Below are 22,891 nucleotides of genomic sequence, written 5' to 3'. Positions count from 1 at the left end.
ACGGCGCGATGACGGACGAGGGACCGCTCGAGGTCTGCGTGGAGCTGCTCGTGGCCGGGTGGACCACCCACCCCGGGTTCGTGGCGCGGCGGGGCGCCGGCCGCCGACCCGTCCGGTTCCCGGCGCTCGTCGCGGCCGTGCGCCACCCCGACGGCGTCGTGCTCTACGACACCGGCTACGCCCCCCGCGTCCAGCGCGCGGTCCGACGCGGGATCGACCGCGTCTACGGCGCACTGCTCCCGGTCCACGTCGAGCCCGAGCAGGCCGTGGTCAGGCAGCTGGCGGAGCGCGGGATCGCGCCGGAGGACGTCACCGCCGTCGTGCTCTCGCACCTGCACGCCGACCACCTCGGCGGCCTGCGCGACCTCCCGCGGGCGCGGGTCGTCGTCGACCCGTCCGCGATCGCCGCGATGCGGTCGGCGCGCGGTCTCGGCCGTCTGGTCCGCGGCTGGCTGCCGGCGCTGCTGCCGTCCGATCTCGAGGCGCGGCTGATCGACCCCGCGTCGCTGCCGCTCGCGGCGGGCAGCGGCGCCGACCTCGCGCCGCTGGCACCGGGACGCGACCTCACGGGGGACGGCGCCGTCGTCGTCGTCCCGCTCCCGGGTCATAGCGACGAGCACCTGGGACTGCTCGTGCGGGCGCGCGGGCGCGAGGTGCTGCTGCTCGGCGACGCCGTGTGGGACCTGCGCGCCGTGACGGACGGCGAGCTGCCGCACCCGGTCGTCCGCCTCATCACCCGCGACTGGCGTGGCTACCGCGCCACGATCGACGACCTCGCCGCGCTGGCCCGACGGCGGTCCGACCTGCTCCTCCTGCCCTCGCACGACGAGGCGGCGGTGGAACGGGCGCGCGGGCTCCTCGAGCCGTGAGCCGGCTGCGGGTGCTGGCCCGCTACGTCGCGGCCCGACGCCGGAGCTTCGCCGACCGCGCGGCGCTCGAGGCGTGGCAGGACCGCCTCCTGGCGCGGGTCCTGCGCCGGGCCCCGCAGCGCTACGCCCACTACGCCGACCTCTTCCCGGACGGTCCGCCGCGGTCGCTGACGGACCTTCCCGTGCTCGAAAAGGAGGACGTGCTCACGCACTTCGCCGGCCTGAACCGCCGCGGGGTCGGACTGGAGGAGTGTCTGCTCGCGGCCCGCTCCGCCGAGCGCGGTCGCGACTTCGGCACCTCGCTGCGCGGGCTGTCGGTCGGGCTGTCCTCGGGGACGAGCGGCCGCCAGACGGCGTTCCTCACCTCCGGGGCGGAGCGGGACCGGTGGGCCGGTGAGGTGCTCGCCCGGGCGCTGTCCGACGGCCTGCTCGCCGGGGCCAGGATCACGCTCGTGCTGCGCGCCGGCGGACCGCTGTACGAGGCGGTCGGCAGCCGGCGGATCGCCTTCACCTACGCCGACCTCGCGCTGCCGGTGCCGGAGCTGCTGCAGCGGGTGCGGGACAGCCGACCGACCGTCCTCGTGGCGCCGCCCTCCGTGCTCGTGCTGCTGGCGCGGGCGGAGAGGGAGGGGGAGGTGGACGCGGGGTGGCGAGCCGATCTGGCGCGTGTGCTCTCGGCGGCCGAGGTGCTCGAGCCGCACGACGCCGAGACGATCGAGGCGGGGCTCGGGGTGAGGGCCGACCAGGTCTACCAGGCGGCCGAGGGCTTCCTCGGCCTCAGCTGCGCGCGCGGCACGCTGCACCTGGCCGAGGACCTCGTGCTGGTGGAGCGGGAGGCGGTGCCGGGCGCCGCCGACGGTCGGTTCGTGCCCGTCGTCACCGACCTCGTCCGCTCCAGCCAGGCCGTGCTGCGGCGCCGCCTCGGCGACGTCCTGGTGCCGGGGACGTGCGACTGCGGCGATCCGCGGCTGGCGATCGCCCGGGTCGTGGGGCGGAGCGACGACGTGCTGGAGCTGCCGGTGGTGACGGCCGATGTCACAGATCCCGGCGGTCGTGGGTCGAGTGCGGAGGGGGCGGCCGGACGCGGTCTGTTCTTCCCTGACTTCGTGCGGGCCGCGGTGCTCGCCGTCGACGGCGTCACCGACTTCCGCGTGGTGCAGGACGGCGACGACCTGACGCTCGCCGTCGCGCCGCCGCAGGCGTTCGCCCCGGCCCGGGACGCCCTCGCGGCCGCGCTCGGGGAGGCCGGGCTGCGGCCCGCGTCGATCACGGCGACCCCGCTCGTGCCGCACGATCCGCGCAGCAAGCTGCGCCGGGTCCGGCGCGTGCCGCCGACGGGGGCGCCGGACGCGCGCTAGCCCGCTCGCCCGGCCGATCGCGCGACGAGCGCGTCGACGACCTCCGCCGTCGCCCCGACGGGGTCGTACCGCGTCAGGGTCGAGGACAGCGCCCGCAGGCGGCTGCGCTCGCCGTCGAGCACCCGGCGCAGGGCCCGCGCGGCCTCGGGGTGGTCCAGCGCGCGGCGGGTGCGCCGTCCGGCCCCGGCGGTCTCGAGACGGACGGCGAAGTCGAACTGGTCGTAGTCGCGCGGGTGCACCAGGGCGGGGACGCCGGCGCGGATCGCGCTGTAGCTGATGCCGGCGCCGCCGTGGTGGACGACGGCGTCGAACGCCGGCAGCACGTCGTCGTAGGGCAGGTGGTCCACGACGACGACGCGGTCGCCCGCCGCCTCCGGTCCCACTCCCGCTCCTGCTCCCGCGCCGACCTGCCCGAGCGTGACGACGAACGTGTGGCTCGGCACCGCCGCCGCCAGGGCGCGCACCTGCGCCACGAGGTCGCGCCGCGCCCAGCCCAGGTGCGTCCCGACCGTGACGAGCACGAGCGGTCCGGGCGGCAGCGGCGGCACCGGACCGGCGCTCGGCAGGTTCCGCTCGGGCGTCGCCGTCACCGGTCCGACCATCCGGAACGACGCCGGCCAGTCCCGCGGCAGCTCGACCTCGATCATGCCGAGCCCGAGGATCGCGTCGGGGGAGTAGGCGGCCTCGGAGCCGTCCGCGCGGTAGACCCCGGTGCCCGCGGTCCGGAACGCCCCGGCCAGCACGGCCTGCATACCCCGCTTCGTCACCCGGGTCGCGGTCCGCCCCGCGGCGTCGCGCACGCGGTGCCACGGCCGGCTCGCCGGCCCCCAGCCGCCGCAGTACGACGGCGTCCCTGTCGCCGTCTCCAGGGCGAACGGCGTCGGCATCGTCGTCACCCAGGGCAGCCCGGCCGCCTGGGCGGCGTGGCCGGCGACGGGCGCCGTGAAGTCCGCCAGGACCGCGTCGAACGCCCCGCCCCCGAGCACCGCGTCGAGGTCGGCGCGCGCCCGCGGCAGGAGCGCGAGGTTCGCGCGCAGCTGCCGGGTGAGCAGGAGCGGGTTGCTCCGGACGGGTCCGGCGGTGTCGGCGATCGCGTCGAAGATCCCGGGCTCGTCGGCCAGCAGGGGGTGCGCGGTGAACCCCAGCGCGGCCACCAGCGGGACCTTCGTCGCGCCGGTGGCGATCTCGACGTCGAACCCGCGCTCCCGCAGCCCGGCGCCGAGCGTGAGGAGCGGGTTGAGGTGGCCGGCGAACGGGGGCGCCGCGAGCAGGAGCCGCGTCACGCCGACGTCCCCCCACCGACGAGGTCGAGGACGGCGGCGAGCATCGCCGGGGAGGCGGCGGCGCGCAGGTGCCCGCCGGGCACGACGGCGTCGGCCCGACGGCGGTGGCTGACGGCGCTGAGCAGGTCCGACCGCCCCCGGAGCACGTGCACGTGCCAGGGGCCGTGGGTCGGGGGCAGGGCGCCCACGGCGCCGATGCCGACGACGTCGATCCGCAGGCCCTCGGGTACCTCGACGGCGTCGACGGCGCTGGTCACCAGGCGGGCGCCCGCACTCGCGCACAGCAGGAGGAGCCGGTCGCGGGTCGTGTCGAGGAGCGGCTGGAGGTGCCGCGCGACGTCGCGCGCGAGCGCGCTCCCCGGCCTGGCCGCGAGTCCCTGGCGGGTGTTGCGGACGGAGGCGGCGAACAGGGGCTCGCCCCCGTAGGTGCCGGCGGCGGCGCGCTCGGTCCACGGGAACCCGGCCCGCAGCGGCGTCCAGCCGTGCGGGGCGAGGCCGTCGAGGAACCGCTCCTGCGCGGGGGAGAGCCGCTGCTGGGTCGGGGAGCTCTGACCGGTGAGCCACGCCGCGCGGGACGCGGTCGGGGACGCGAGCGACGGCGAGTCGGCGTGCGCCGCGAGCCACCGCTCGCTCACGCCCGCGCTCCCGCAGCCCGGTCGCCGACGCCCACCCGCACCCGGCGGCCGCGCCACCGCACGTGTCGGGGGCCGAGCACGGCGGTGAGCAGGTGCAGCGGCGCGAGCAGGAGGGCGACGACCTCGACGAGGAGGCCGCCGGGGCGCTCGGGCGGGACGCCGGCCTCGCGCCGCAGGGTGCGGGTCGCGTGCGACTGGCCCGCGAGCACCGCGACCGTCGCCGCCGTCGCGAGCGGACCGGTCGCGACGGCTGCCGCCGTCACGGCGAGCGGCAGCACGGACGGCAGCAGCACGAGGGTCACCAGCCGGGGCGAGAGGTCGCGCCGCAGCACCTCCTGCGCGAACAGCAGCCAGCGGCGCATGATCCGGACGTACGCGGCGCCGTCGGCGACGGTCGTGGCCAGCAGGGCCGGCTCGGCGAGCTGCCTGATCGTCAGGCCGTGCCGCCGGAAGGCCAGCGCGAGGGCGTAGTCGTCGCACGTCGCGTCGAGCAGCGAGGCCAGGCCGCCGATCCGCTCGAGGTCGGACCGCCGCGCGGCCACGACCATGCCGTTGACGCTGACCGGAGGGCCGAGCGCGGCCTGCGCGAGGTACGTCGGCAGGGCCGAGGAGTTGACGAAGCCGGCCAGGAGACGGGACCACGGGCCGTCGCCGTCGAGGTAGACCGGGATGCCCGTGGCGAGATCGGCCTCCTCGAGACCACCCACCAGCCGGCCGAGCGCCCCGGGCGGCAGGACCGTGTCGTCGTCGAGCAGAACCACGACGCCGCGGCAGTCGGCCTGGGCGAGCGCCAGCTTGTGGACCTTGGGGTTCGTGCCGGGCTCGGGCGGCGCGCAGACGACGACGCGGACCCCCGGGCGTCCGGCGGCCGCACCTCTCGCGGCGTCCTGCCCGACGGGGTCGTCGTCGTCGACCAGCAGCAGCACCTGCGCCGGGGCCAGACCACGGGCCTGCTCTCCGAGCCGGGCGGGCAGCAGCGGGTCGCCGGAGCGGACCGCGACGAGCACGGTGACGTCGTCGACCGGTGCGGCCGGACGCTGTCGGCGGATCTCGCGACGGGCCAGCCGCGTGCGCACGACGGCGAGGGCGGCCGTCGCGACGAGCCCGGCGGCCCAGACCGCGGCGCGAGCCCTAGGCACGCCCGGCCGACCAGTCCGCCACGAGCCGGTCGACGCTCTCGGCGAGGGGGACGGCGGGGGCGCCGAGGTCGCGGAGGGCGCGGGAGACGTCGAACGTCTTGGAGCGCGACAGCACCGAGACGCCGAACCTGGTCAGCGGCGGCTCGCGGTGGTCGAGCAGGTGGGCGCTGACCCACTCGCCCGCCCCGGCGGCCGCCCGGACGAGCGACGGCGGCACGCGGCGCAGCCGCGGCTCCACGCCGATCCGCCGGAGCAGGTCGAGCGCGAACGGGTACAGGTCGACCGGCTGCGCGTTGGTGAGGTTGTAGACGCCCGTGACCCGGCGCTCGACCGCCTCGAGCAGGTAGTGCGCGACCGTGCCGACGTCGGTGAGGTCGACCCGCACGCGGGGTCCGTCGCGCGGTTCGAGCACGGGCAGGAGGCCGCGGTCGGCGAGCCGGAGGATGCGGGGGAGCAGCACCGTGTCGCCCTCGCCGATGACGGCCCGGGGACGCAGGATCGACCACGGCCCGGCGGACGCGGCGACGACGCGCTCGGCCACCGCCTTGCTGCGGGAGTAGGCGTTGAGCTGCTCGCCGTCGGGCGTGACGGGGTCGTCCTCGGTGAGGTCGAGCTGGTCGGCGTCGCGGTAGAGCACCGAGGAGCTGGAGACGTGCACGAGCGGGACCCCGCCGCGCGCGGCCGACCACGCCACGACGTGGCGGGTGCCGTGCACGTTGGCCGCGACGAAGTCGCCGGGCCGGGCGAACGGCGAGGCGAGCGCGGCGGCGTGGACGACGGCGTCGATCTCGCCGGGCACCGCGTCGGCCGGGAGCGGCGCGGCGAGGTCGTGGCGGACGTAGGCGTCCACGGGGGTGGCCGGTCCGGCCGCGCGGCCCAGCCCGACGACCTGCCACCCGCGCTCGCGCGCCGCGGCGGCGGTGCGGGCCCCGACGAAGCCGTTCGAACCGGTGAGGAGCACGCGCATGCGTTCCACCCTAGGCGGGGCGGCGGCTCACCTCCGCCCCGCGTCCGGCTGCTACAGCTCCACCTCGCGCGACGCGTCCCACGGCACGCTCCACCCCAGGGAGTCCAGCACGGCGTCGAGCACGAACGCGGTGAAGCCCCACACCAGCCGGCCGTGGACCTGGAAGCCGGGGCCGCGGTGGACGGCGCCGCGCGCGGCTGCGACGCCGCGGTCGCGCTGGAAGGCCACGGTGACGCGGTTCGCGGGGTCGACGAGGTCGCGCACCGGGACGCGGAATACCTCGGCGGTCTCGACGCCGTCGGGTGCCAGGGGCGACGGCGCCGCCCACCACCCGAGCACCGGCGTCACGACGTTCCCGCTCACGACCACCGGCACGTCGGCGAGCGCGCCGAGCACCTCGACGCCGTCGCCGTCGAGCCCGGTCTCCTCCACGGCCTCGCGCACGGCCGCGACCTCGGGCGTCTCGCCGGGGTCGATGCCTCCGCCCGGGAAGGCGATCTGGCCGGGGTGGTGGCGGAGCGCGTCGCTGCGCCGGGTGAGCAGGAGGTCGACGTCGGCGTGGCCGGGATCGGCCAGGTCGGAGGGGTCGAGCAGCCCGAACAGCAGCAGCACGGCGGAGTGGCGCTGGCCCGTCGCGGACCCGGGGCGCGCGCGTCCGAGGGGCGAGGCCCACGGCCGCCGGCCCTGCGCCAGGTCCAGCAGGTCACTGCGCGCGGACGCGGGGGAGGGCGGCGGGACGAGGCCGGTCACGGCTCGACCACCCGTCGTCGCACGGTGCGCGGCCGGGGCCGCCAGTCGCGCGCCTCCGGCAGACGCCACCCGCGCCGGTAGGACAGCAGGCACAGCGTGCCGCCGACCCCCGCCGCGAGCAGCGTCGTCAGGCCCTGGTACTCGCTCGAGGTCAGCCAGTCGGCGAGCACGACGACGCCCGCGGCCGCCGTCGCGCACGTCGCGTAGAGGGTGTTGCCGCCGAACACGATCGGCGTGCGGTGGAGCAGGACGTCGCGCACCATCCCGCCGCCGACGGCGGTGATGGTGCCGAGCAGAAGGGCCGGCAGCCAGTGCAGCCCGGCCGCGATCGCCTTCTGGGCGCCGACGGCGCCCCACGTGCCGAGCGCGACGGCGTCGAGCACGCGGATCCCGCGGGTCCACCACCGGCCCTCGACCCGCACCAGATAGGCGACGACCGCCGTCGCGAGCGCAACGCTGAGGTAGGACAGGTCGGTGAGCGCCACCGGCGTGCCGCGCTGCAGCAGCGTGTCGCGGATCATGCCGCCGCCGAGGCCCGCGGCGACGCCGAGCACCAGGAAGCCGATCAGGTCGAAACGCTTCTCGCGGGCCAGCACCGCGGCCAGCAGCACGTTGGCGGCGACCCCGAGCAGGTCGAGGACGCGCACCACCTCGGTGCTCGCGGTGACGACGTCGGCCGCCCCCTCGGCGAGGGCGAGCGGTGTCACCAGCCGGCGGGGAGGGGGCGCCCCTCCTCGTACCCGGCGGCCGACTGGACGCCGACGACGGCGCGCTCGTGCAGCTCCTCGAGCGTGCGGGCGCCGGCGTAGGTGCACGCCGAGCGCAGCCCGGCCGTGATCTGGTCGAGCAGGTCCTCCACGCCGGGGCGCTCGGGGTCGAGGAACATCCGCGAGGAGGAGATGCCCTCCTCGTACAGCGCCTTGCGGGCGCGGTCGAACGCCGACCCGCCGCGCGTGCGGGCGGCGACGGCGCGGGCCGAGGCCATCCCGAAGCTCTCCTTGTAGCGGCGGCCGTCCCCGGCGACGTGCAGGTCGCCCGGCGACTCGTGCGTGCCGGCGAACCACGAGCCGACCATGACCTGGCTGGCCCCGGCGGCGATCGCGAGCGCGATGTCGCGCGGGTGGCGGACCCCGCCGTCGGCCCAGACGTGCGCGCCGAGCTCGCGGGCGCGCGTGGCGCACTCGCGCACCGCGGAGAACTGGGGCCGGCCGACGCCGGTCATCATGCGGGTGGTGCACATGGCACCAGGGCCCACGCCGACCTTGACGATGTCGGCCCCGGCGGCGACGAGGTCGCTCACGCCGTCGGCCGTCACGACGTTGCCGGCGACGACGACGGCGTCGGTCGAGACCGAGCGGACGGCGCGCAGCGCGTCGAGCATCTTGGCCTGGTGGCCGTGCGCGGTGTCGACGACGAGCACGTCCACCCCCGCGGCGAGCAGCGCGGCCGCGTTGCTCGCGACGTCGCCGTTGATGCCGATGGCGGCGGCGACGCGGAGGTGGCCCTCGTCGTCGAGCGCGGGGTGGTAGATCGAGGAGCGCAGCGCACCGAGCTGCGTGAGGACGCCCAGCAGCGTCCCGTCAGCGCGCACGACGGGTGCGACCTTGCGGCGTGCGCCGTGCAGCGTGTCGAACGCCGCGACGACGGCGGCCTCGTCGATGACGCCGCCCGCACCGCTCGTGAGCGTGGACTCCTGGATCACCGTGGGCGTCTCCGCCATGACCTCCGCCACGAGCGTGAACTGGTCGACGCCGCTGCAGTCGGCGGGCGTCACGACGCCCACCGGACGGCCGTCGGTCAGCACCACGGCCATCCCGTGGGAGCGTTTGGCCATGAGGGCGAGCGCGTCGTGGACCGTCGAGTCCGGGGCCACGTGGACGGGCGTCTCCACGACGGTGTGCCGGCTCTTGACCCACGCGGTCGACCGGGCGACGAGCTCGGTGGGGACGTCCTGGGGGATGACGGCGAGGCCACCGCGGCGCGCGAGCGTCTCCGCCATGCGGCGGCCGCTGACCGCGGTCATGTTGGCGGCGACCACGGGCAGCCTCGCCCCGGTGCCGTCCCGGGGGGTGAGGTCGACGTCGAACCGGCTGGTGACGTCGGAGGCGGAGGGCACGAGGAAGACGTCGCCGTAGGTGAGGTCGCTCGTGGGGTCCTGACCGGGGAGGAAGCGCATGGTTCCAGCCTAGGCGAGCGGGGGTGTGCGCCCCCTCACACGGACGAGGGACCCAAGTCCCGACCCGCGCGGGCGCGGCGTTCCTAGTGTCGAGGTACGGCCTCAACGGTCGAGTTCCAGCCGCCAGCAGGAGGACATCATGAGCATCGCCACCCCGGGCCACGCCCCGGTCGAGACCGACGCGTGGGCCGGCTTCGCGCACGGTCGGTGGACCGAGACCGTCGACGTCCGCGACTTCATCCAGCGCAACTACACGCCGTACACCGGCGACGCCGCCTTCCTCGCCGGTCCGACCCCGAAGACGCTGCGCGTCTGGGAGACGCTGGAGACGGAGTTCCTGTCCGTCGAGCGGGCCAGGCGGGTCTACGACGTCGACACCACTACTCCCGCAGACATCGACGCGTTCCGTCCCGGCTACATCAGCGACGACGACGACGTCGTCGTCGGGCTGCAGACCGACACCCCGCTCAAGCGCGCGATGATGCCCTACGGCGGCTGGCGGATGGTGGAGACGGCCATCAGGGAGGCCGGGCTCGAGCCAGACGAGCGCGTCAAGGAGACCTTCACGAAGTACCGCAAGACGCACAACGAGGGCGTCTTCGACATCTACACGCCGCGCATCCGGGCGGCCCGCAGCAGCCACATCATCACGGGCCTGCCCGACTCCTACGGGCGCGGCCGGATTATCGGCGACTACCGCCGCGTCGCGCTCTACGGCGTCGACCGCCTCATCGCCGAGAAGCGCGCGGACAAGGACGCCGTGATCGGCCAGCCCTTCACCGAGCACTGGGCGCGCTACCGCGAGGAGCACTCGGAGCAGATCCGCTCCCTGACGAAGCTCAGGGCGATGGGGGCGCAGTACGGGTTCGACCTCGGTCGGCCGGCGCGCACCGCCCTCGAGGCCGTGCAGTGGACCTACCTGGGCTACCTCGCCTCGGTGAAGAGCCAGGACGGTGCGGCCATGAGCATCGGGCGGCTGTCGCCGTTCTTCGACGCGTACTTCGAGCGCGACCTCGCCGCCGGGCTCCTGTCCGAGTCCGACGCGCAGGAGATCATCGACGCGCTCGTCATCAAGCTCCGCATCGTCCGCTTCCTGCGCACCGTCGACTACGACCAGATCTTCTCCGGCGACCCGTACTGGGCGACCTGGTCGGACGCCGGCATGAGCGACGACGGCCGCACCCAGGTCACGAAGACCTCCTTCCGCCTCCTGCAGACGCTGCGCAACCTCGGCCCCGCGCCGGAGCCGAACATCACGATCTTCTGGACCGACGACCTGCCCGAGGGCTACAAGGCCTTCTGCGCCGCGATCTCCATCGAGACCTCGGCGATCCAGTACGAGTCCGACGACGAGATCCGCGCCCACTGGGGCGACGACGCCGCCATCGCCTGCTGCGTCTCGCCGATGCGGGTCGGCAAGCAGATGCAGTTCTTCGGGGCGAGGGTCAACGCGGCCAAGGCGCTGCTGTACGCCGTCAACGGTGGTCGCGACGAGATGACGGGCACGCAGGTCGTGGACGGCTACGAGCCGATCCGCGGCGACGGCCCGCTCGACTTCGACGACGTCTGGGCCCGCTACGACGCGATGCTCGACTGGGTCGTGGGCACCTACGTCGAGGCGCTGAACATCATCCACTACAGCCACGACCGCTACGCCTACGAGGCGATCGAGATGGCGCTGCACGACGCCGAGATCGTCCGCACGCTCGGGTGCGGCATCGCCGGCCTCTCGATCGTCGCCGACAGCCTCTCGGCGGTCAGGTACGCCCGTGTCACCCCGATCCGGGACGAGAGCGGTCTCGTCGTGGACTACCTCACCGAGGGCGAGTTCCCCGTCTACGGCAACGACGACGACCGCGCCGACGAGATCGCCCAGCTCGTCGTGCGGACGGTGATGGACAAGATCCGTGCGCTGCCGACCTACCGCGACGCGGTGCCGACCCAGTCGGTCCTGACGATCACGTCCAACGTCGTCTACGGGAAGGCCACGGGGTCCTTCCCCTCGGGGCACCGCCAGGGCGAGCCGTTCTCGCCGGGCGCCAACCCGGAGAACGGGATGGACACGCACGGGATGATCGCCAGCATGATGAGCGTCGGCAAGCTCGACTACGACGACGCGCTCGACGGCATCTCGCTGACCAACACGATCACGCCGTCGGCCCTGGGTCGCACCAAGGACGAGCAGGTCACCAACCTCGTCGGCATCCTCGACGCCGGGATGGGGGAGGGCCTCTTCCACGCCAACATCAACGTCCTGAACAAGGACACCCTGATCGACGCGATGGAGCACCCGGAGAGCTACCCGCAGCTGACGATCCGGGTCTCCGGCTACGCGGTGAACTTCGTCAAGCTCACCCGCGAGCAGCAGAGGGACGTGCTCGAGCGCACGTTCCACGCCTCGGTCTGAGCGACCCGTGACGACACCGGCTCCCACACCCGTCCCGCTCGGCGTGCCGAGCACGCTCGGTGGCCTCGGCACAGCGCAGGACGCCGAGCGCCACGATCGTCTCGTCGGCCTCCGGACCGGCGAGATCGGGATGGTGCACTCGTGGGAGCTGGTGACGGCCGTCGACGGACCCGGAACCCGGATGACGACGTTCCTGGCGGGCTGCCCGCTCCGGTGCCTGTACTGCCACAACCCCGACACCATGAGCGCGCGCTCGGGCACGCCCGTGCGCGCGGAGGAGCTGCTGACGCGGATCCGTCGCTACCGCCAGGTCTTCGCCGCCACGCACGGCGGCATCACCCTGTCCGGCGGGGAGGTGCTGAGGCAGCCGGCGTTCGCCGCGCGGATCCTGCGCGGCGCCAGGGAGATGGGCGTCCACACGGCGATCGACACCTCGGGCTTCCTCGGCGCCCTCGCGAGCGACGCGCTCCTGGCCGACATCGACCTCGTCCTGCTCGACGTGAAGTCGGGGGATCCCGAGACCTATCGCCGGGTGACGGGTCAGGAGCTCGCGCCGACGCTCGCCTTCGGACGGCGCCTGGCCGACCTCGGCATCGAGACGTGGATCCGGTTCGTCCAGGTCCCCGGCCTCACCGACGTCGACGAGAACATCGCCCCGATCGTCAGCTACGCCGCATCGCTCCCGACCGTCAGCCGGGTCGAGATCCTCCCGTTCCACCAGATGGGGCGCGAGAAGTGGGCTGACGCCGGGCTGCGGTACGAGCTCGACGACGTCGAGCCGCCCACCCCCGCGCGCACCGAGCACGTGCGCGAGATGTTCCGCGCCGCCGGGCTCACGACGTACTGAGTCGTCCCACCCGCCAGCACCTCGCCGCGACGAGCACGGCCGACGCCGACGAGCAGCTGCCGGCGCCCGCCGTCAGGCCGCCGGCGGGACGTCGGCGACGCCGTGCGGCAGGAACCTGCTCCCGGTGACGCGCTCGGCGTAGCCGGTGCGGTCCAGGTACGGCGTGATCCCGCCGAGGTGGAACGGCCAGCCGGCACCGAGGATCATCGCGGTGTCGATCTGCCCGGGCTCGTCGACGACGCCCTCGTCCAGCATCAGCCGGATCTCGTGCGTCAGCGCCGTGAGCACGTCGTCCAGGACGCCGGCCTCATCGAGCGGCGCCTGGTGGCGCGGCGCGGCGTCGCCGGACGTCTCGCGGGCGGCGTCGAAGACCGCCTGCACGTCGGGCAGCACGCGGCGCGGGCGCCCGGGCGCGGCGGGCGGACCGACCAGCGGCGTGCCCTCGGCCACGATGAGCTCCAGCCCGGGGGAGTGCGGGAAGCGGTCGCCCAGCTCCTCGCGCAGCGACGTCAGCACGTGCAGCCCGACGGCCGGTCCGACGAGGTCGAACAGCTGGAACGGCGGCATCGGCAGCCCGAGCACGTCGCACGCGCGGTCGGCCACCTCGACGGGCGTACCGCCCTCGACGGCGCCGACGATCCGGCCCATGAGCAGCACGAGCAGCCGGTTGACGATGAAGCCCGGCCGGTCGGCCGAGGCGACGGCGCTCTTGCCGAGCGCCTTCGTGACGGCGAACGCGGTGGCGTGCGTGGGGTCGTCGGTCCGCTCGGCCCGCACGACCTCGACCAGCGGCATGGCGGCCACCGGGTTGAAGAAGTGCAGCCCGACGACGCGCTCCGGGTGGCGCAGCTGCGACGCCATCGCCGTGACCGACAGGGCGGAGGTGTTCGTGGCGAGGACGGCCTCGGGGTCCACGACGTCCTCGAGCTCGGCCAGCACGCGCTGCTTGAGCTCGAGCCGCTCGGTGACGGCCTCGATGACGAGGTCGCACGCGGCGAGGTCGGCGAGGTCGGTGGTGCCGGTGACCGAGGCCAGGACCCGGGTGGCTGCGTCCGGGGTGAGCCGGCCGCGGCGGACCGCCTTCTCCACCTCGGTGCGGACGTGCCCGAGACCGGCGGCCACGCGGTCGTCGTCGAGGTCGCGCATGACGACGGGCACCTTGAGCCGGCGCGCCACCAGCAGCGCGATCTGGGCGGCCATCAGCCCGGCACCGACGAGACCGACGCTGCGGACCTTGCGGGCGAGTCCGGCGTCGGGCGCGCCGACGGGGCGCTTCGCGCCGGTGACGAGCCCGAAGGCGTACACGCTCGCGCGCATCTCGTCGGTCATGATCAGGTCGGCCAGCGCCTCGTCCTCGGCGGCGAACGCCTCCGTCCGGTCGGCCGTGCGGGCCGCGGCCATCAGCTCCAGCGCCCGGCCGGGGGCCGGACGCGAGGATCCGACGACGGCGTCGAGCTGCTCGCGCGCGGCCGCGACGACGGCGTCCCAGTGGGCCTGGTCGTCGAGCTCGCGACGCTGCACGGTGACGTCGCCCCGCAGCACCTCCGCGGCCCAGGCGATCGACCGCTCGAGGAAGTCGGCCGGGTCGAGCACGCGGTCCACCAGGTCGAGGATCGCGGCGTCGTGCGCCCCGAGCGGACGGTTCGAGGCGGGGCGCGTGAGGACGACGTCGATGGCCGCCTCGATCCCGATCAGCCGGGGCAGCAGGTAGGCCCCGCCCCAGCCGGGCACGAGCCCGAGCGAGGTCTCGGGCAGCCCGAGGGCGTGCACCGCCCCGGACACCGTGCGGTAGGTGCAGCTGAGGGCCAGCTCCAGGCCGCCGCCGAGCGCGACGCCGTTGATGAACGCGAACGACGGCACGCCGAGGTCCGACAGCAGCGTGTAGGCCTCGTGGCCGTCGCGGCCGAGCGCGAAGGCCTGCTCGCGCGTCGCGACGGCGCTGACCCGCTTGAGGTCGGCGCCGGCCGCGAGCACGTAGGGCTTGCCGGTGACCGCCACGGCCGCGATCTCGCCGGACTCGGCACGCGTCCGGAGCCCGAGCAGGACACCGGTCAGCTCGGCGATCGTCTCCGGACCGAGCGTGCTGGGGAGGCGGTGGTCGGCCCCGTTGTCGAGGGTGATCAGCGCGAGCGTCCCGCCACCCGTGGCGGCGGTCGCCGTCGGGAGCTCGACGTCGCGGACGAGGACTCGGGTGATGCTCACAGCGCTGCCTCCGGGGTGACGGGGGTGTAGTCGGGGTGGTGGGGGTTCTCCCAGATGACGGTGCCGCCCTGGCCGAGGCCGACGCACATGGTCGTCATGCCCCAGCGCACGCTCGGGTCGGCCTCGAACCGCCGCGCGAGCTGGACCATGAGGCGGACGCCGGAGGCGGCCAGCGGGTGGCCCATCGCGATCGCGCCGCCGTCGGGGTTGACGTGCGGGGCGTCGTCGGGGATCCCGAGCTCCTCCAGCAGGGCCAGGACCTGCACGGCGAACGCCTCGTTGATCTCGATGGCGCCGATGTCGTCGATCTCGAGCCCCGCCAGGTGCAGCGCCCGGTGGGTGGCCGGCACCGGGCCGATGCCCATCACGGCCGGGTCGACGCCCGCGTAGGCGAAGCTCACCATGCGCATCCGGGGCTCGAGCCCCAGCTGGGCGGCGACGTCCTCGGCCGCCAGCACGCACGCCGTCGCGCCGTCGGTCAGCGGGGAGGACGTGGCGGCGGTGACGCGGCCGCCGGGGCGGAAGGGCGTCGGCAGGTCGGCGACGTCGGCGAGCGTCGTGCCGGGGCGAGGCGGCTCGTCGGCCGTCGCCAGCCCCCAGCCGCGCTCGGGGTCGCGGATCGCGACGGGCACGAGGTCGGCGTCGATGCGGCCGGCGCGGCGGGCGGCCTCGTAGCGCGCCTGGCTCGCGACGCCGTACGCGTCGGCGCGCTCCTTCGTCAGCGTGGGGAAGCGGTCGTGCAGGTTCTCCGCCGTCGCACCCATCACGAGGGCGTCGGGGTCCACCAGCTTCTCGGCCACGAAGCGCGGGTTGGGATCGGCGTCGGCGCCGAGCGGGTGGTGGCCCATGTGCTCCACGCCGCCGGCGATCGCGACGTCGACGGCGCCGACGGCGATCTGGGCCGCGACCTGCGTGGTGGCGGTCATCGCGCCCGCGCACATCCGGTCGATCGCGTAGCCGGGCACCTGCTGCGGGAGCCCGGCGAGAAGCGCGACGGTGCGGCCGAGCGTGAGGCCCTGGTCGCCGACCTGGCTGGTGGCGGCCAGTGCGACCTCACCGACGAGGTGCGGCGGCAGGTCGGGGTTGCGGCGCAGCAGCTCGCGGACCACCACGACGGCGAGGTCGTCGGCCCGCGAGTGGGCGTACAGCCCGTCGGGACGGGCGCGGCCGAACGGTGTGCGGGCGGCGTCCAGCAGGACGACCGAGCGGCCGAGCATGCCGGGGCGGCCCGTCGTGGAGGCTGCGCGCGGGGCTCGCTCCGAGGTCGGGGCGGCGGTCGGGTCGGTCACGGGATCCTCCGAGGTGTGCCGCGGGGCGGCTCGACGACTGTGTCGGAGCCACCGTACCCGGTTGTCCGGTACTCGTCGTCCTCGACACTTTCGCCGCAGGGATCAGCGTCGCGAGGGCTCCGGCACGTCGGGGACGGCGCGCGGGTCGCTCAGCGCGCCCGCCAGCACGGGGGCGGTGACGGCCGCCTGCCAGGGCCGTGCCCCGCCGTCGAGCAGCCGGGCCGTGACGGTGTCGACGCGCGGCGCCGGCGGGTCCCACGCGAGACGCCGCTGGAGGTCGGGGGAGAGCAGGTTCTCCTGCGGCGTGCCGAGGTCGATCGAGAGCAGCCGCATCGTGGCGCGCACGGCCCGGAGCCGCTCGGCGGCCTCGGGGTGACGGTCGGCCCAGCCGCGCGGCGCCGGCATCGTGTCGGTGCTGGGACCGCGGCGCGGCGGCAGTGCCGACTCGGGCATCTCCAGGACGCGGGCGATCGCGCCCCACCACCGGTCGAGACGCCGGCGCGTGCCCTTGCCGCTGAACTCCGGCAGCTCGGCGAGCGCGGCGCGCGTCGTCGGGAGGGCGACGGCGGCCGCGATGATCGCGCGGTCGGGCAGCACCCGGCCGGGCGCGGTGTCCCTGGCCCGGGCACTCGCGTCCCGCTCGTTCCACATCTCTCGCACGACGGCGAGACGGCGCGGGTCGCGCACGGTCGGGATGCCGGTGGTGCGGCGCCAGGGGTCGACGCGGGGCGCGGGCGGCGGGGCGAGGCGGACCGCCTCGAACTCCTGCCTCGCCCACTCGTCCTTGCCCTGGCGCACGAGGTCGGCGGCCAGCCGGTCGCGCAGCTCGACGAGCACCTCGACGTCGAGCGCGGCGTACCGGAGCCACTCGCGCGGCAGCGGACGGGTCGACCAGTCGGCGGCGGAGTGCTCCTTGGCGAGGCTGAGGCCGAGCTCGGCGGCGACGATCGGCCCGAGGCCGACGCGGTCGCGACCCAGCAGCCGCCCCGCGAGCTCGGTGTCGAACAGCGCGTCGGGCGCGAGGCCCACCTCGGCGAGGCAGGCGAGGTCCTGGTTGGCGGCGTGCAGGACCCACTCGACCCCGCGCAGCGCCTCGCGCACGGGGGAGAGGTCGGGCAGCTCGACCGGGTCGATGAGCGCGGTGCCCGCGCCCTCGCGGCGGATCTGGACGAGGTAGGCGGCCTGGCCGTAGCGGAAGCCGGACGCGCGCTCGGCGTCGACGGCGACCGGGCCGGAACCGGCGGCGAGGGCGGCGGCGTAGTCGGCCAGGCCCTCGGTGGTGGTGAGGATCTCCGGCACGCCGTCCCTGGGCTCGACCAGCGGCACGGGGGCCGCTGCGGCGTCGGGGGTCGTGCTCTCGGGCTCGTGGGGGTGGCGGGCGTCACGTCTCAGCTCCTCGGGCGGCGCGGGGTGAGCGCCGTCACGTTCTCGGGCAGCGGGGGGAGTCCGCCGGCCCAGGCGGTCGCTGCCACCCAGGCGCGCAGGTGCTCGCCCATCCGCGGGGTGGTCGGGGTCCAGGAGGCGCGGATCTCGATCTCGACCTCCTGGCCGCGGACCTCGAGCCCCCCGAAGGTCTCCGACAGGACACGGGTGACCGTGCCCGACAGCGAGTGGTGCTCGGCGCCGGCCTCCCGCAACGAGTCCGTCAGCCAGGTCCAGCCGACCTCGCCGAGCATGGGGTCCGCGCCGAGCTCGTGCTCGAGCTGGGCGCGGATCAGCACCACGACGCGGAACGTGCCGTTCCATGCGTCCTGGCCCTCGGGGTCGTGCAGGACGACGAATCGACCGTTGGCGAGCATGTCGTCGGGGTCGGTCGTCGGGTTGATCTCGGCGGTCAGCGCGGCAGCCCACGGCGCGATGCGCGTGGGCGGAGGCACCTCGTCGAGGTGCACCTCGGGGCGCCACGTGTGCCCACGCAGGCTGAGGAGCGCCGCGGTGAACTCCGGCGGCATCTGGGTCGAGTCCATCTCCGGCACGGTCCCCAGGCTAGGTGTCGCACCCCCGGAAGCCCTGAGGCCACGCCGTAGACTCGCTGCGCAATCCGCCCCGGCCACGAAAGGACGGCCGTGCCGCCCTCCGCGCACCCCACCCTCGCCTCCGCTCCCGGAGGCTCGCCGCGACCGATCGTGCTCGGCGGTGACATCGGCGCCTACGGCACCGCCCGCGCCTTCCACGAGGCGTTCGGCGTGACGAGCGTCGTGCTCGCCGGGGCGGCGACGTGGCCCGTGCGCGACTCCTCGATCGTCGACCTGCGCGTGGTCGGCGAGGAGTTGACGGTCGAGGCCGTGGTGCGCCGCGTGCGCGCGGTCGTGGCCGAGGAGCCCGGCCGGACCCACGTGCTGCTCGCCAGCGCGGACTGGCTCGTCGACGTCGTGGTCGCCGCGCGGGCCGCGCTGGCGGCCGACGGCGTCGTCGTGCCGTACGCGGCCGCGGAGGTCGTCGCCGCCGCGAGCCACAAGGGGACGGTGATGCGGGCGTGCGAGCGCCTGGGGCTCCCGCACCCGCGCACGCTCGTCGTCGCCGCCGGGTCGGAGGTGCCCGCCGAGGTGCCGCTGCCCGCCGTCGTGAAGTTCGCCTCGACGGCGGACGCGCACGACGTCGACTACGCCGGCCGCGCCAAGGTCCACCGCGTGACCGACCGGGCCGAGCTGGTCGCGCTGCTGGGACGGATCGGCGCCACGGGGTACACCGGCGACGTGCTCGTCCAGGAGGAGCTGCCCGGAGGCGACGCGGCGATGGCCGCCGTCAACGTCATGGTCGACGCCGCCGGTCGCGTCACGTTCGCCCAGCTGGGCCGCGTGCTGCTCGAGGAGCACACCCCGACGGCGCTGGGGAACTCCGTGGCCCAGGTGACGGCGGACGCCTCGAGCGACGCCGCCGCGCGCGCGAGCATCGACGACGTCCTGGAGCTGCTGCGCGACCTCGACTGGCGCGGATTCGCCAACGTCGACCTGATGCGCGGGGCCGACGGCCGCTACCGCGTGCTGGAGATCAACCCGCGCGTGGGACGCAGCGGGTTCGCCCCGACGGCGTCGGGGTACAACGTGGCGCGGCTGTACGTCGAGGGCTGGATCGGGGCCGCGGGTGCGGTCGCCCCGGCCGGCGGAGACGGCGGCGCGTCCGGCGACGACGGCGCTGCGTCGGCGCCCGCGGTCCTGGGGGAGCGCGAGCACCTGTTCGTCGTCGTACCGCTCGCGATCCTCCGGCGCTACGCGCCCGACGCGCGGGCCCAGGTGCGGGCGCTGCGGCGGGCGGGCGCGGTCACCAACCCGCTGTACTACCGCGCCGAGCGGAACCCGCGCCGGTGGCTGTTCATCGCCGTCGCGATGGTCAACCAGGTGCGCAAGTTCCGGCGGTTCCACCCCGGGGCCTGAGCCCCGGGGCGGGGTGGCGTCAGTTCCCGAGGAACGACGTGCCCGAGTAGAAGTGCAGGACGGGGACGCCGAGCGCCTCCTGGGCGCGGTCGGCCCAGTTCGTGTGGAAGGTGTCCTCGACCGGGCGGGGCTGCGTGACGGCGACGACCTGGATCACGTCGCCCGACGTGAGCTCCTCCTTCATCGCGGCGATGGGGTCGTCGGCGACGGTGGCCGAGGAGACGGTGGCGCCGGCCTTCTCCAGGGCCCCGACGGACTCGCCCAGCGCCTGGGCCGCCTCCGCGCGGGCCGTGCTCTCGTCGACGTCGTTGGCGCCGGTCAGGTCCTCCCAGGCCTCCTTGAGGTCGAGGAGCCAGAGGTTGTTGAGGAACGCCGAGACGACGCTGTGCTCGGCCTCGGTCGGCACGAGCACCGAGTAGGTGGTCTCCGCCGTCCGGTCATCGAGTCCCAGGATCTGCTCGACGTCGGAGGGGAGCAGCGTGTCCTCGGTGAGGATGATGACGGTCTGGGACATCGGGACCTTCCAGGCAGGAGCGACGGGACGGCTCGGCCGGGGCGCGAGCACGACCAGCCTAGTCGCGCGGTCCCGGCCGTTCTGGCAGTCGCGGCAGTCCCAGGCGTCCCGGCGGTCCCCCCGTCCCGGCGGTCCCGGCAGTCCTGAGGGTCCCGCGCGACTCGTCGGCCCCGACCGCGACTCCGCCTGCGTAGGCTTGCCGCCGTGCCGCTCCTGCCCCCGCTGACCTCCCGCGATCCGCACACGACCCCGGCGGACCTGCTCGCCGGTCTGGTGCCCCCGCCGCAGTTCGCCGCCGCCTCGTTCGACAGCTACGTGCCCGACCCGGACCATCCGTCGCAGGCCGCCGCGCAGGAGAAGCTGCGCGAGCTCGCCGCCGCGCTCACCCGGGCGCAGCGCCGCGGGCTGTTCCGGAGGTCGGCCCCGCCGTCCAGCGTCTACCTCGACGGCGGCTACGGCGTCGGCAAGACCCACCTGCTCGCGTCGCTCGCGCACGCCGTCGGGCCGGAGCGCTCGGCCTACGGGACGTTCGTGGAGTACACCCACCTGGTCGGGGCGCTCGGCTTCGCGGCCTGCGTGGCCGAGCTGTCGACCCGCGCGCTGGTGGCGATCGACGAGTTCGAGCTGGACGACCCCGGCGACACCGTGCTGATGTCGCGGTTGCTGCGCGAGCTGGCGGACGCCGGCGTCACCCTCGTCGCGACCTCCAACACGCTGCCGGAGGCGCTCGGCGAGGGACGGTTCGCCGCGGAGGACTTCCTGCGCGAGATCCAGGCCCTGGCGGCCCGGTTCACCGTCATGCGCATCGACGGCAACGACTACCGCCACCGCACCGGGCGTCCCGCGCACGCCGCCCTCACCGACGACGACGTCAGCCAGGCCGCCCGGGCGGCGTCCGAGGCGGGCGCCGCCGTCACGGTCGACGGGTGGCCCGAGCTCGTCGCCCACCTCTCGCGGATCCACCCCTCCCGCTACGGGCGGCTGGTCGACGACGTCGACGCCGTGCTGCTCACCGGTGTCGACCAGCTCGACGACGACATGGTCGGGCTGCGGCTCGTGGTGCTGGTGGACCGCCTCTACGACCGCAACGTGCCCGTGCGTCTCGGGGGCACCGGCGTCGCCGACCTCGTCTCCGAGCGCATGCTCACCAAGGGCTACCGCAAGAAGTACTACCGGGCGCTGTCCCGGCTCGGTGCGCTCTGCGCGCTGCCGCTGCCCGGGCAGTGATGTCCGGTCGCCGCCCCTCGGACACCGACCCGTCTCAGGCGCGTCCGTCGGTGACACCCGAGGCGCCCTGGGCGCGCAGCCGGGAGCGCAGGCGCTCGGCGGCGTCGTCGAGATCGGCGTCCTGGGCGGGCCGACCCTCCAGGGCGTGGAAGTCCTCCGGGCCCGTGGTCGGGAAGACGTGCAGGTGCAGGTGCGGGACGCCGTACCCCTGCACGACCAGTCCCGACCGTTCGCCGCCGAACTCGGCGAGCTGGGCGGCACCGATCGTGCGGGCCGTGGCGACCAGGTGGGCCATCAGGTCGTCGGGGGCGTCGAGCCAGTGGTCGACGGCGTGCCGCGGCACCACGAGCGCGTGGCCGGCGGTCACGGGCGAGATCGTCAGGAACGCGACGCAGCGGTCGTCGCTCCAGAGCCGGCGGGCCGGGATCTCCCCGGCGATGATGCGTTCGAAGAGGGTCGTCATGATCACCGAACCTAGCGCGCGCCGCGCGGTCTCCGACGGGTTAGTCTGTGATCCAGATCACGCGAGGGTGCGTGACGGGGCACGGGCGACGAGAAGTGGTGACGGGGATGACGCGGGGACGCTTGCGCCACCGGGCGGTGGGAGCGACGCTCGGGGCGGTGGTCGGAGCGCTGCTGATGGTGCTCGGCACCGGGGGTGCGGCGAGCGCCGTTCCCCACGTGGTGGCGTCGGACGGCGGGGGCTCGGCGGCGCCGATGCACCCGCTCCTCGACGTCGAGGCCGGTGCCGCCGAGCTCGCCGCCTGGTGGACGCCCGCCGTCGTGTCGGCCACGCCCCCCGCACCGCCCGAGCCCGTGGCGGTCGACGAGTACCGGGCCGCACTCGCCGCCGAGGGCGTCCAGGTCTCCGAGACGGGCTGGGTCCACCCGCTCGCGAACGGACGCTTCGCCTCACCCTTCGGCCACCGCGACGCCATCCCTGGCATCACCTCCGCCGGCCTGCACAACGGCATCGACATCTCGGCGCCGCTCGGCTACCCGATCCGTTCCGCCGCGGCAGGGACGGTCGTGTTCGTCGGCCTCGGGTACGCCTACGGGAACACCGGCTGGCTCGTCGCGGTCGACCACGGCGACGGGGTCGTGACGACGTACAACCACATGTCGCAGGACGGCATCCTGGTGGCCTCCGGCGACGTCGTCCGCGAGGGCCAGATCATCGCGGTGGTGGGGAACGAGGGTCGTTCCAGCGGGCCGCACCTGCACTTCGCCGTGCGGATCGACGGCACCGCGGTCGACCCCGTGCCCTACCTGCTGTCCCAGGGCGTCGATCTCGAGGCCGGCACCACCGTGACGCCGGTCCCGCTGACGTCCGACTGGGTCGCGGCCCAGGAGGCGCTCAAGGCGCTGCGGGCGAGCGGATCCGTGCCGCCGGCCGCCGGCCCGACGGCCCCCGCACCGAGCCCGACGCCGGAGCCCACCCTCGAGCCGAACCCGGCACCGGTGCCTGAGGCGACGCCCGAGCCCACGCCGACTCCGACTCCGACTCCGACTCCGACTCCGACTCCGACGCCGACGCCCGAGCCGACTCCGACGCCCGAGCCGACGCCGACCCCCGAGCCGACTCCGACGCCCGAGCCCACGCCGACCCCCACGCCTGAGCCCACCCCGGAGCCGTCGCCGAGTCCGACCGTCGCGCCGGCGCCGGCGCCGGACGAGCCGTCGCCGTCACCGAGCGAGAGCCCGACGCCGTCGCCCACCGCGAGCGCGGAGTCTGCGCCCGAGGAGCCGACCGGCCCCTGAACCGACCGCTGACGGCGCTCCGACGCCGCCCCGAGGCGCGCCCGACCCCCGTGCAGAGAGAGACGACGACCGGCCCCGAGGGGACCGGTCGTC

The 22,891-nt window shown here is 75.3% G+C and carries 20 protein-coding genes; 7 read left to right on the top strand and 13 right to left on the bottom strand.

Translation table 11 applies throughout. The features are described 5' to 3' along the window. Nucleotides 1-8: 8 nt before the first annotated feature. Together C8046_RS02935 and C8046_RS02930 are read left to right on the top strand one after the other, a co-directional pair. Nucleotides 9-869, top strand: coding sequence for an MBL fold metallo-hydrolase (locus C8046_RS02935; RefSeq protein ID WP_109228187.1), 861 nt, complete (start codon nt 9-11; stop codon nt 867-869). Continuing rightward, nucleotides 866-2,227 carry a F390 synthetase-related protein gene (locus tag C8046_RS02930; protein WP_158277116.1) on the top strand — a complete coding sequence of 454 codons (1,362 nt, stop codon included), beginning with the start codon at nt 866-868 and terminating at the stop codon, nt 2,225-2,227. The genes C8046_RS02935 and C8046_RS02930 overlap by 4 nt, the downstream gene beginning before the upstream one ends. On the opposite strand, the gene C8046_RS02925 is transcribed toward C8046_RS02930, so the two are convergent. Genes C8046_RS02925 through C8046_RS02895 form a run of 7 tightly spaced genes read right to left on the bottom strand, consistent with a single transcriptional unit; the run spans nt 2,224 to nt 9,177 of the window. After that, a complete protein-coding gene (locus C8046_RS02925) occupies nt 2,224-3,510 on the bottom strand; it encodes a glycosyltransferase (protein WP_109228185.1) in 1,287 nt (428 codons plus the stop codon). The two genes, C8046_RS02930 and C8046_RS02925, sit on opposite strands and share 4 nt — an antisense overlap. Further along, nucleotides 3,507-4,145 (bottom strand): hypothetical protein, encoded by a 639-nt coding sequence (locus C8046_RS02920; protein WP_146197039.1) that lies wholly within the window; start codon nt 4,143-4,145, stop codon nt 3,507-3,509. Before C8046_RS02920 ends, C8046_RS02925 begins: the two co-directional genes overlap by 4 nt. Further along, entirely contained in the window at nt 4,142-5,284 is a 1,143-nt protein-coding gene (locus tag C8046_RS02915; protein ID WP_109228183.1) for a glycosyltransferase, read from the bottom strand. Before C8046_RS02915 ends, C8046_RS02920 begins: the two co-directional genes overlap by 4 nt. Then, on the bottom strand, nt 5,277-6,251 hold the full coding sequence (locus C8046_RS02910; protein WP_109228182.1) for an NAD-dependent epimerase/dehydratase family protein: 975 nt from the start codon (nt 6,249-6,251) through the stop codon (nt 5,277-5,279). Before C8046_RS02910 ends, C8046_RS02915 begins: the two co-directional genes overlap by 8 nt. 51 nt (nt 6,252-6,302) lie before the next feature. Continuing rightward, nucleotides 6,303-7,001, bottom strand: a complete 699-nt coding sequence (locus C8046_RS02905) for an NUDIX hydrolase (protein WP_109228181.1) — start codon at nt 6,999-7,001, stop codon at nt 6,303-6,305. After that, a complete protein-coding gene (locus C8046_RS02900) occupies nt 6,998-7,708 on the bottom strand; it encodes a trimeric intracellular cation channel family protein (RefSeq protein WP_109228180.1) in 711 nt (236 codons plus the stop codon). The genes C8046_RS02905 and C8046_RS02900 overlap by 4 nt, the downstream gene beginning before the upstream one ends. Beyond that, nucleotides 7,705-9,177 (bottom strand): GuaB1 family IMP dehydrogenase-related protein, encoded by a 1,473-nt coding sequence (locus C8046_RS02895; RefSeq protein WP_109228179.1) that lies wholly within the window; start codon nt 9,175-9,177, stop codon nt 7,705-7,707. Before C8046_RS02895 ends, C8046_RS02900 begins: the two co-directional genes overlap by 4 nt. A gap of 139 nt (nt 9,178-9,316) precedes the next feature. Here C8046_RS02895 and pflB point away from each other — a divergent pair, with 139 nt between their 5' ends. Together pflB and pflA are read left to right on the top strand one after the other, a co-directional pair. After that, entirely contained in the window at nt 9,317-11,584 is a 2,268-nt protein-coding gene (pflB, locus tag C8046_RS02890) for a formate C-acetyltransferase (protein WP_109228178.1), read from the top strand. A 7-nt stretch (nt 11,585-11,591) separates the two neighbouring features. Continuing rightward, nucleotides 11,592-12,431: a pyruvate formate-lyase-activating protein gene (gene pflA, locus C8046_RS02885; protein ID WP_419183541.1), complete on the top strand. Its 840-nt coding sequence runs from the start codon at nt 11,592-11,594 to the stop codon at nt 12,429-12,431. 72 nt (nt 12,432-12,503) lie between these two features. Here the strand turns inward: pflA and C8046_RS02880 are convergent, their stop codons facing one another. The 4 genes from C8046_RS02880 to C8046_RS18600 all read right to left on the bottom strand — a co-directional run bounded on the left by C8046_RS02880 (nt 12,504) and on the right by C8046_RS18600 (nt 17,889). Further along, nucleotides 12,504-14,633, bottom strand: a complete 2,130-nt coding sequence (locus C8046_RS02880; RefSeq protein ID WP_109228177.1) for a 3-hydroxyacyl-CoA dehydrogenase NAD-binding domain-containing protein — start codon at nt 14,631-14,633, stop codon at nt 12,504-12,506. Next, nucleotides 14,630-15,850 carry a thiolase family protein gene (locus C8046_RS02875; protein WP_109230695.1) on the bottom strand — a complete coding sequence of 407 codons (1,221 nt, stop codon included), beginning with the start codon at nt 15,848-15,850 and terminating at the stop codon, nt 14,630-14,632. Before C8046_RS02875 ends, C8046_RS02880 begins: the two co-directional genes overlap by 4 nt. Before the next feature lie 174 nt (nt 15,851-16,024). Then, nucleotides 16,025-17,248, bottom strand: coding sequence for an HRDC domain-containing protein (locus tag C8046_RS02870; protein WP_235866056.1), 1,224 nt, complete (start codon nt 17,246-17,248; stop codon nt 16,025-16,027). A 62-nt stretch (nt 17,249-17,310) separates the two neighbouring features. Next, nucleotides 17,311-17,889 (bottom strand): DUF3000 domain-containing protein, encoded by a 579-nt coding sequence (locus tag C8046_RS18600; RefSeq protein ID WP_199224528.1) that lies wholly within the window; start codon nt 17,887-17,889, stop codon nt 17,311-17,313. A 99-nt stretch (nt 17,890-17,988) separates the two neighbouring features. On the opposite strand from C8046_RS18600, the gene C8046_RS02865 reads away from it, so the two are divergent. Continuing rightward, the gene (locus C8046_RS02865) at nt 17,989-19,296 is read left to right on the top strand and encodes a carboxylate--amine ligase (RefSeq protein ID WP_109228175.1); all 1,308 of its coding nucleotides are present in this window, start codon (nt 17,989-17,991) and stop codon (nt 19,294-19,296) included. 19 nt (nt 19,297-19,315) lie between these two features. Here the strand turns inward: C8046_RS02865 and C8046_RS02860 are convergent, their stop codons facing one another. Next, nucleotides 19,316-19,810 (bottom strand): hypothetical protein, encoded by a 495-nt coding sequence (locus C8046_RS02860; RefSeq protein ID WP_109228174.1) that lies wholly within the window; start codon nt 19,808-19,810, stop codon nt 19,316-19,318. A 204-nt stretch (nt 19,811-20,014) separates the two neighbouring features. Here C8046_RS02860 and zapE point away from each other — a divergent pair, with 204 nt between their 5' ends. Next, complete coding sequence (zapE, locus tag C8046_RS02855) at nt 20,015-21,037, top strand: cell division protein ZapE (RefSeq protein ID WP_235866055.1); 1,023 nt, start codon at nt 20,015-20,017, stop codon at nt 21,035-21,037. 34 nt (nt 21,038-21,071) lie between these two features. Here the strand turns inward: zapE and C8046_RS02850 are convergent, their stop codons facing one another. Beyond that, complete coding sequence (locus C8046_RS02850; RefSeq protein WP_109230694.1) at nt 21,072-21,500, bottom strand: HIT family protein; 429 nt, start codon at nt 21,498-21,500, stop codon at nt 21,072-21,074. A 107-nt stretch (nt 21,501-21,607) separates the two neighbouring features. On the opposite strand from C8046_RS02850, the gene C8046_RS02845 reads away from it, so the two are divergent. Then, nucleotides 21,608-22,798, top strand: a complete 1,191-nt coding sequence (locus tag C8046_RS02845; RefSeq protein WP_146197038.1) for a M23 family metallopeptidase — start codon at nt 21,608-21,610, stop codon at nt 22,796-22,798. Nucleotides 22,799-22,891 lie beyond the last annotated feature (93 nt).

This window comes from Serinibacter arcticus (assembly GCF_003121705.1).
Lineage (GTDB): Bacteria > Actinomycetota > Actinomycetes > Actinomycetales > Beutenbergiaceae > Litorihabitans.
This window is presented reverse-complemented; position numbering and strand designations above follow the sequence as displayed.

Bases quoted from the DNA above. Each gene is read 5' to 3' on its own strand.
- C8046_RS02935 (WP_109228187.1), top strand. From the start codon at position 9: ATGACGGACGAGGGACCGCTCGAGGTCTGCGTGGAGCTGCTCGTGGCC.
- C8046_RS02910 (WP_109228182.1), bottom strand. From the start codon at position 6,251: ATGCGCGTGCTCCTCACCGGTTCGAACGGCTTCGTCGGGGCCCGCACC.
- C8046_RS02895 (WP_109228179.1), bottom strand. From the start codon at position 9,177: ATGCGCTTCCTCCCCGGTCAGGACCCCACGAGCGACCTCACCTACGGC.
- pflB (WP_109228178.1), top strand. From the start codon at position 9,317: ATGAGCATCGCCACCCCGGGCCACGCCCCGGTCGAGACCGACGCGTGG.
- C8046_RS02875 (WP_109230695.1), bottom strand. From the start codon at position 15,850: ATGCTCGGCCGCTCGGTCGTCCTGCTGGACGCCGCCCGCACACCGTTC.
- C8046_RS18600 (WP_199224528.1), bottom strand. From the start codon at position 17,889: ATGGACTCGACCCAGATGCCGCCGGAGTTCACCGCGGCGCTCCTCAGC.
- C8046_RS02860 (WP_109228174.1), bottom strand. From the start codon at position 19,810: ATGTCCCAGACCGTCATCATCCTCACCGAGGACACGCTGCTCCCCTCC.
- C8046_RS02850 (WP_109230694.1), bottom strand. From the start codon at position 21,500: ATGACGACCCTCTTCGAACGCATCATCGCCGGGGAGATCCCGGCCCGC.
- C8046_RS02845 (WP_146197038.1), top strand. From the start codon at position 21,608: ATGACGCGGGGACGCTTGCGCCACCGGGCGGTGGGAGCGACGCTCGGG.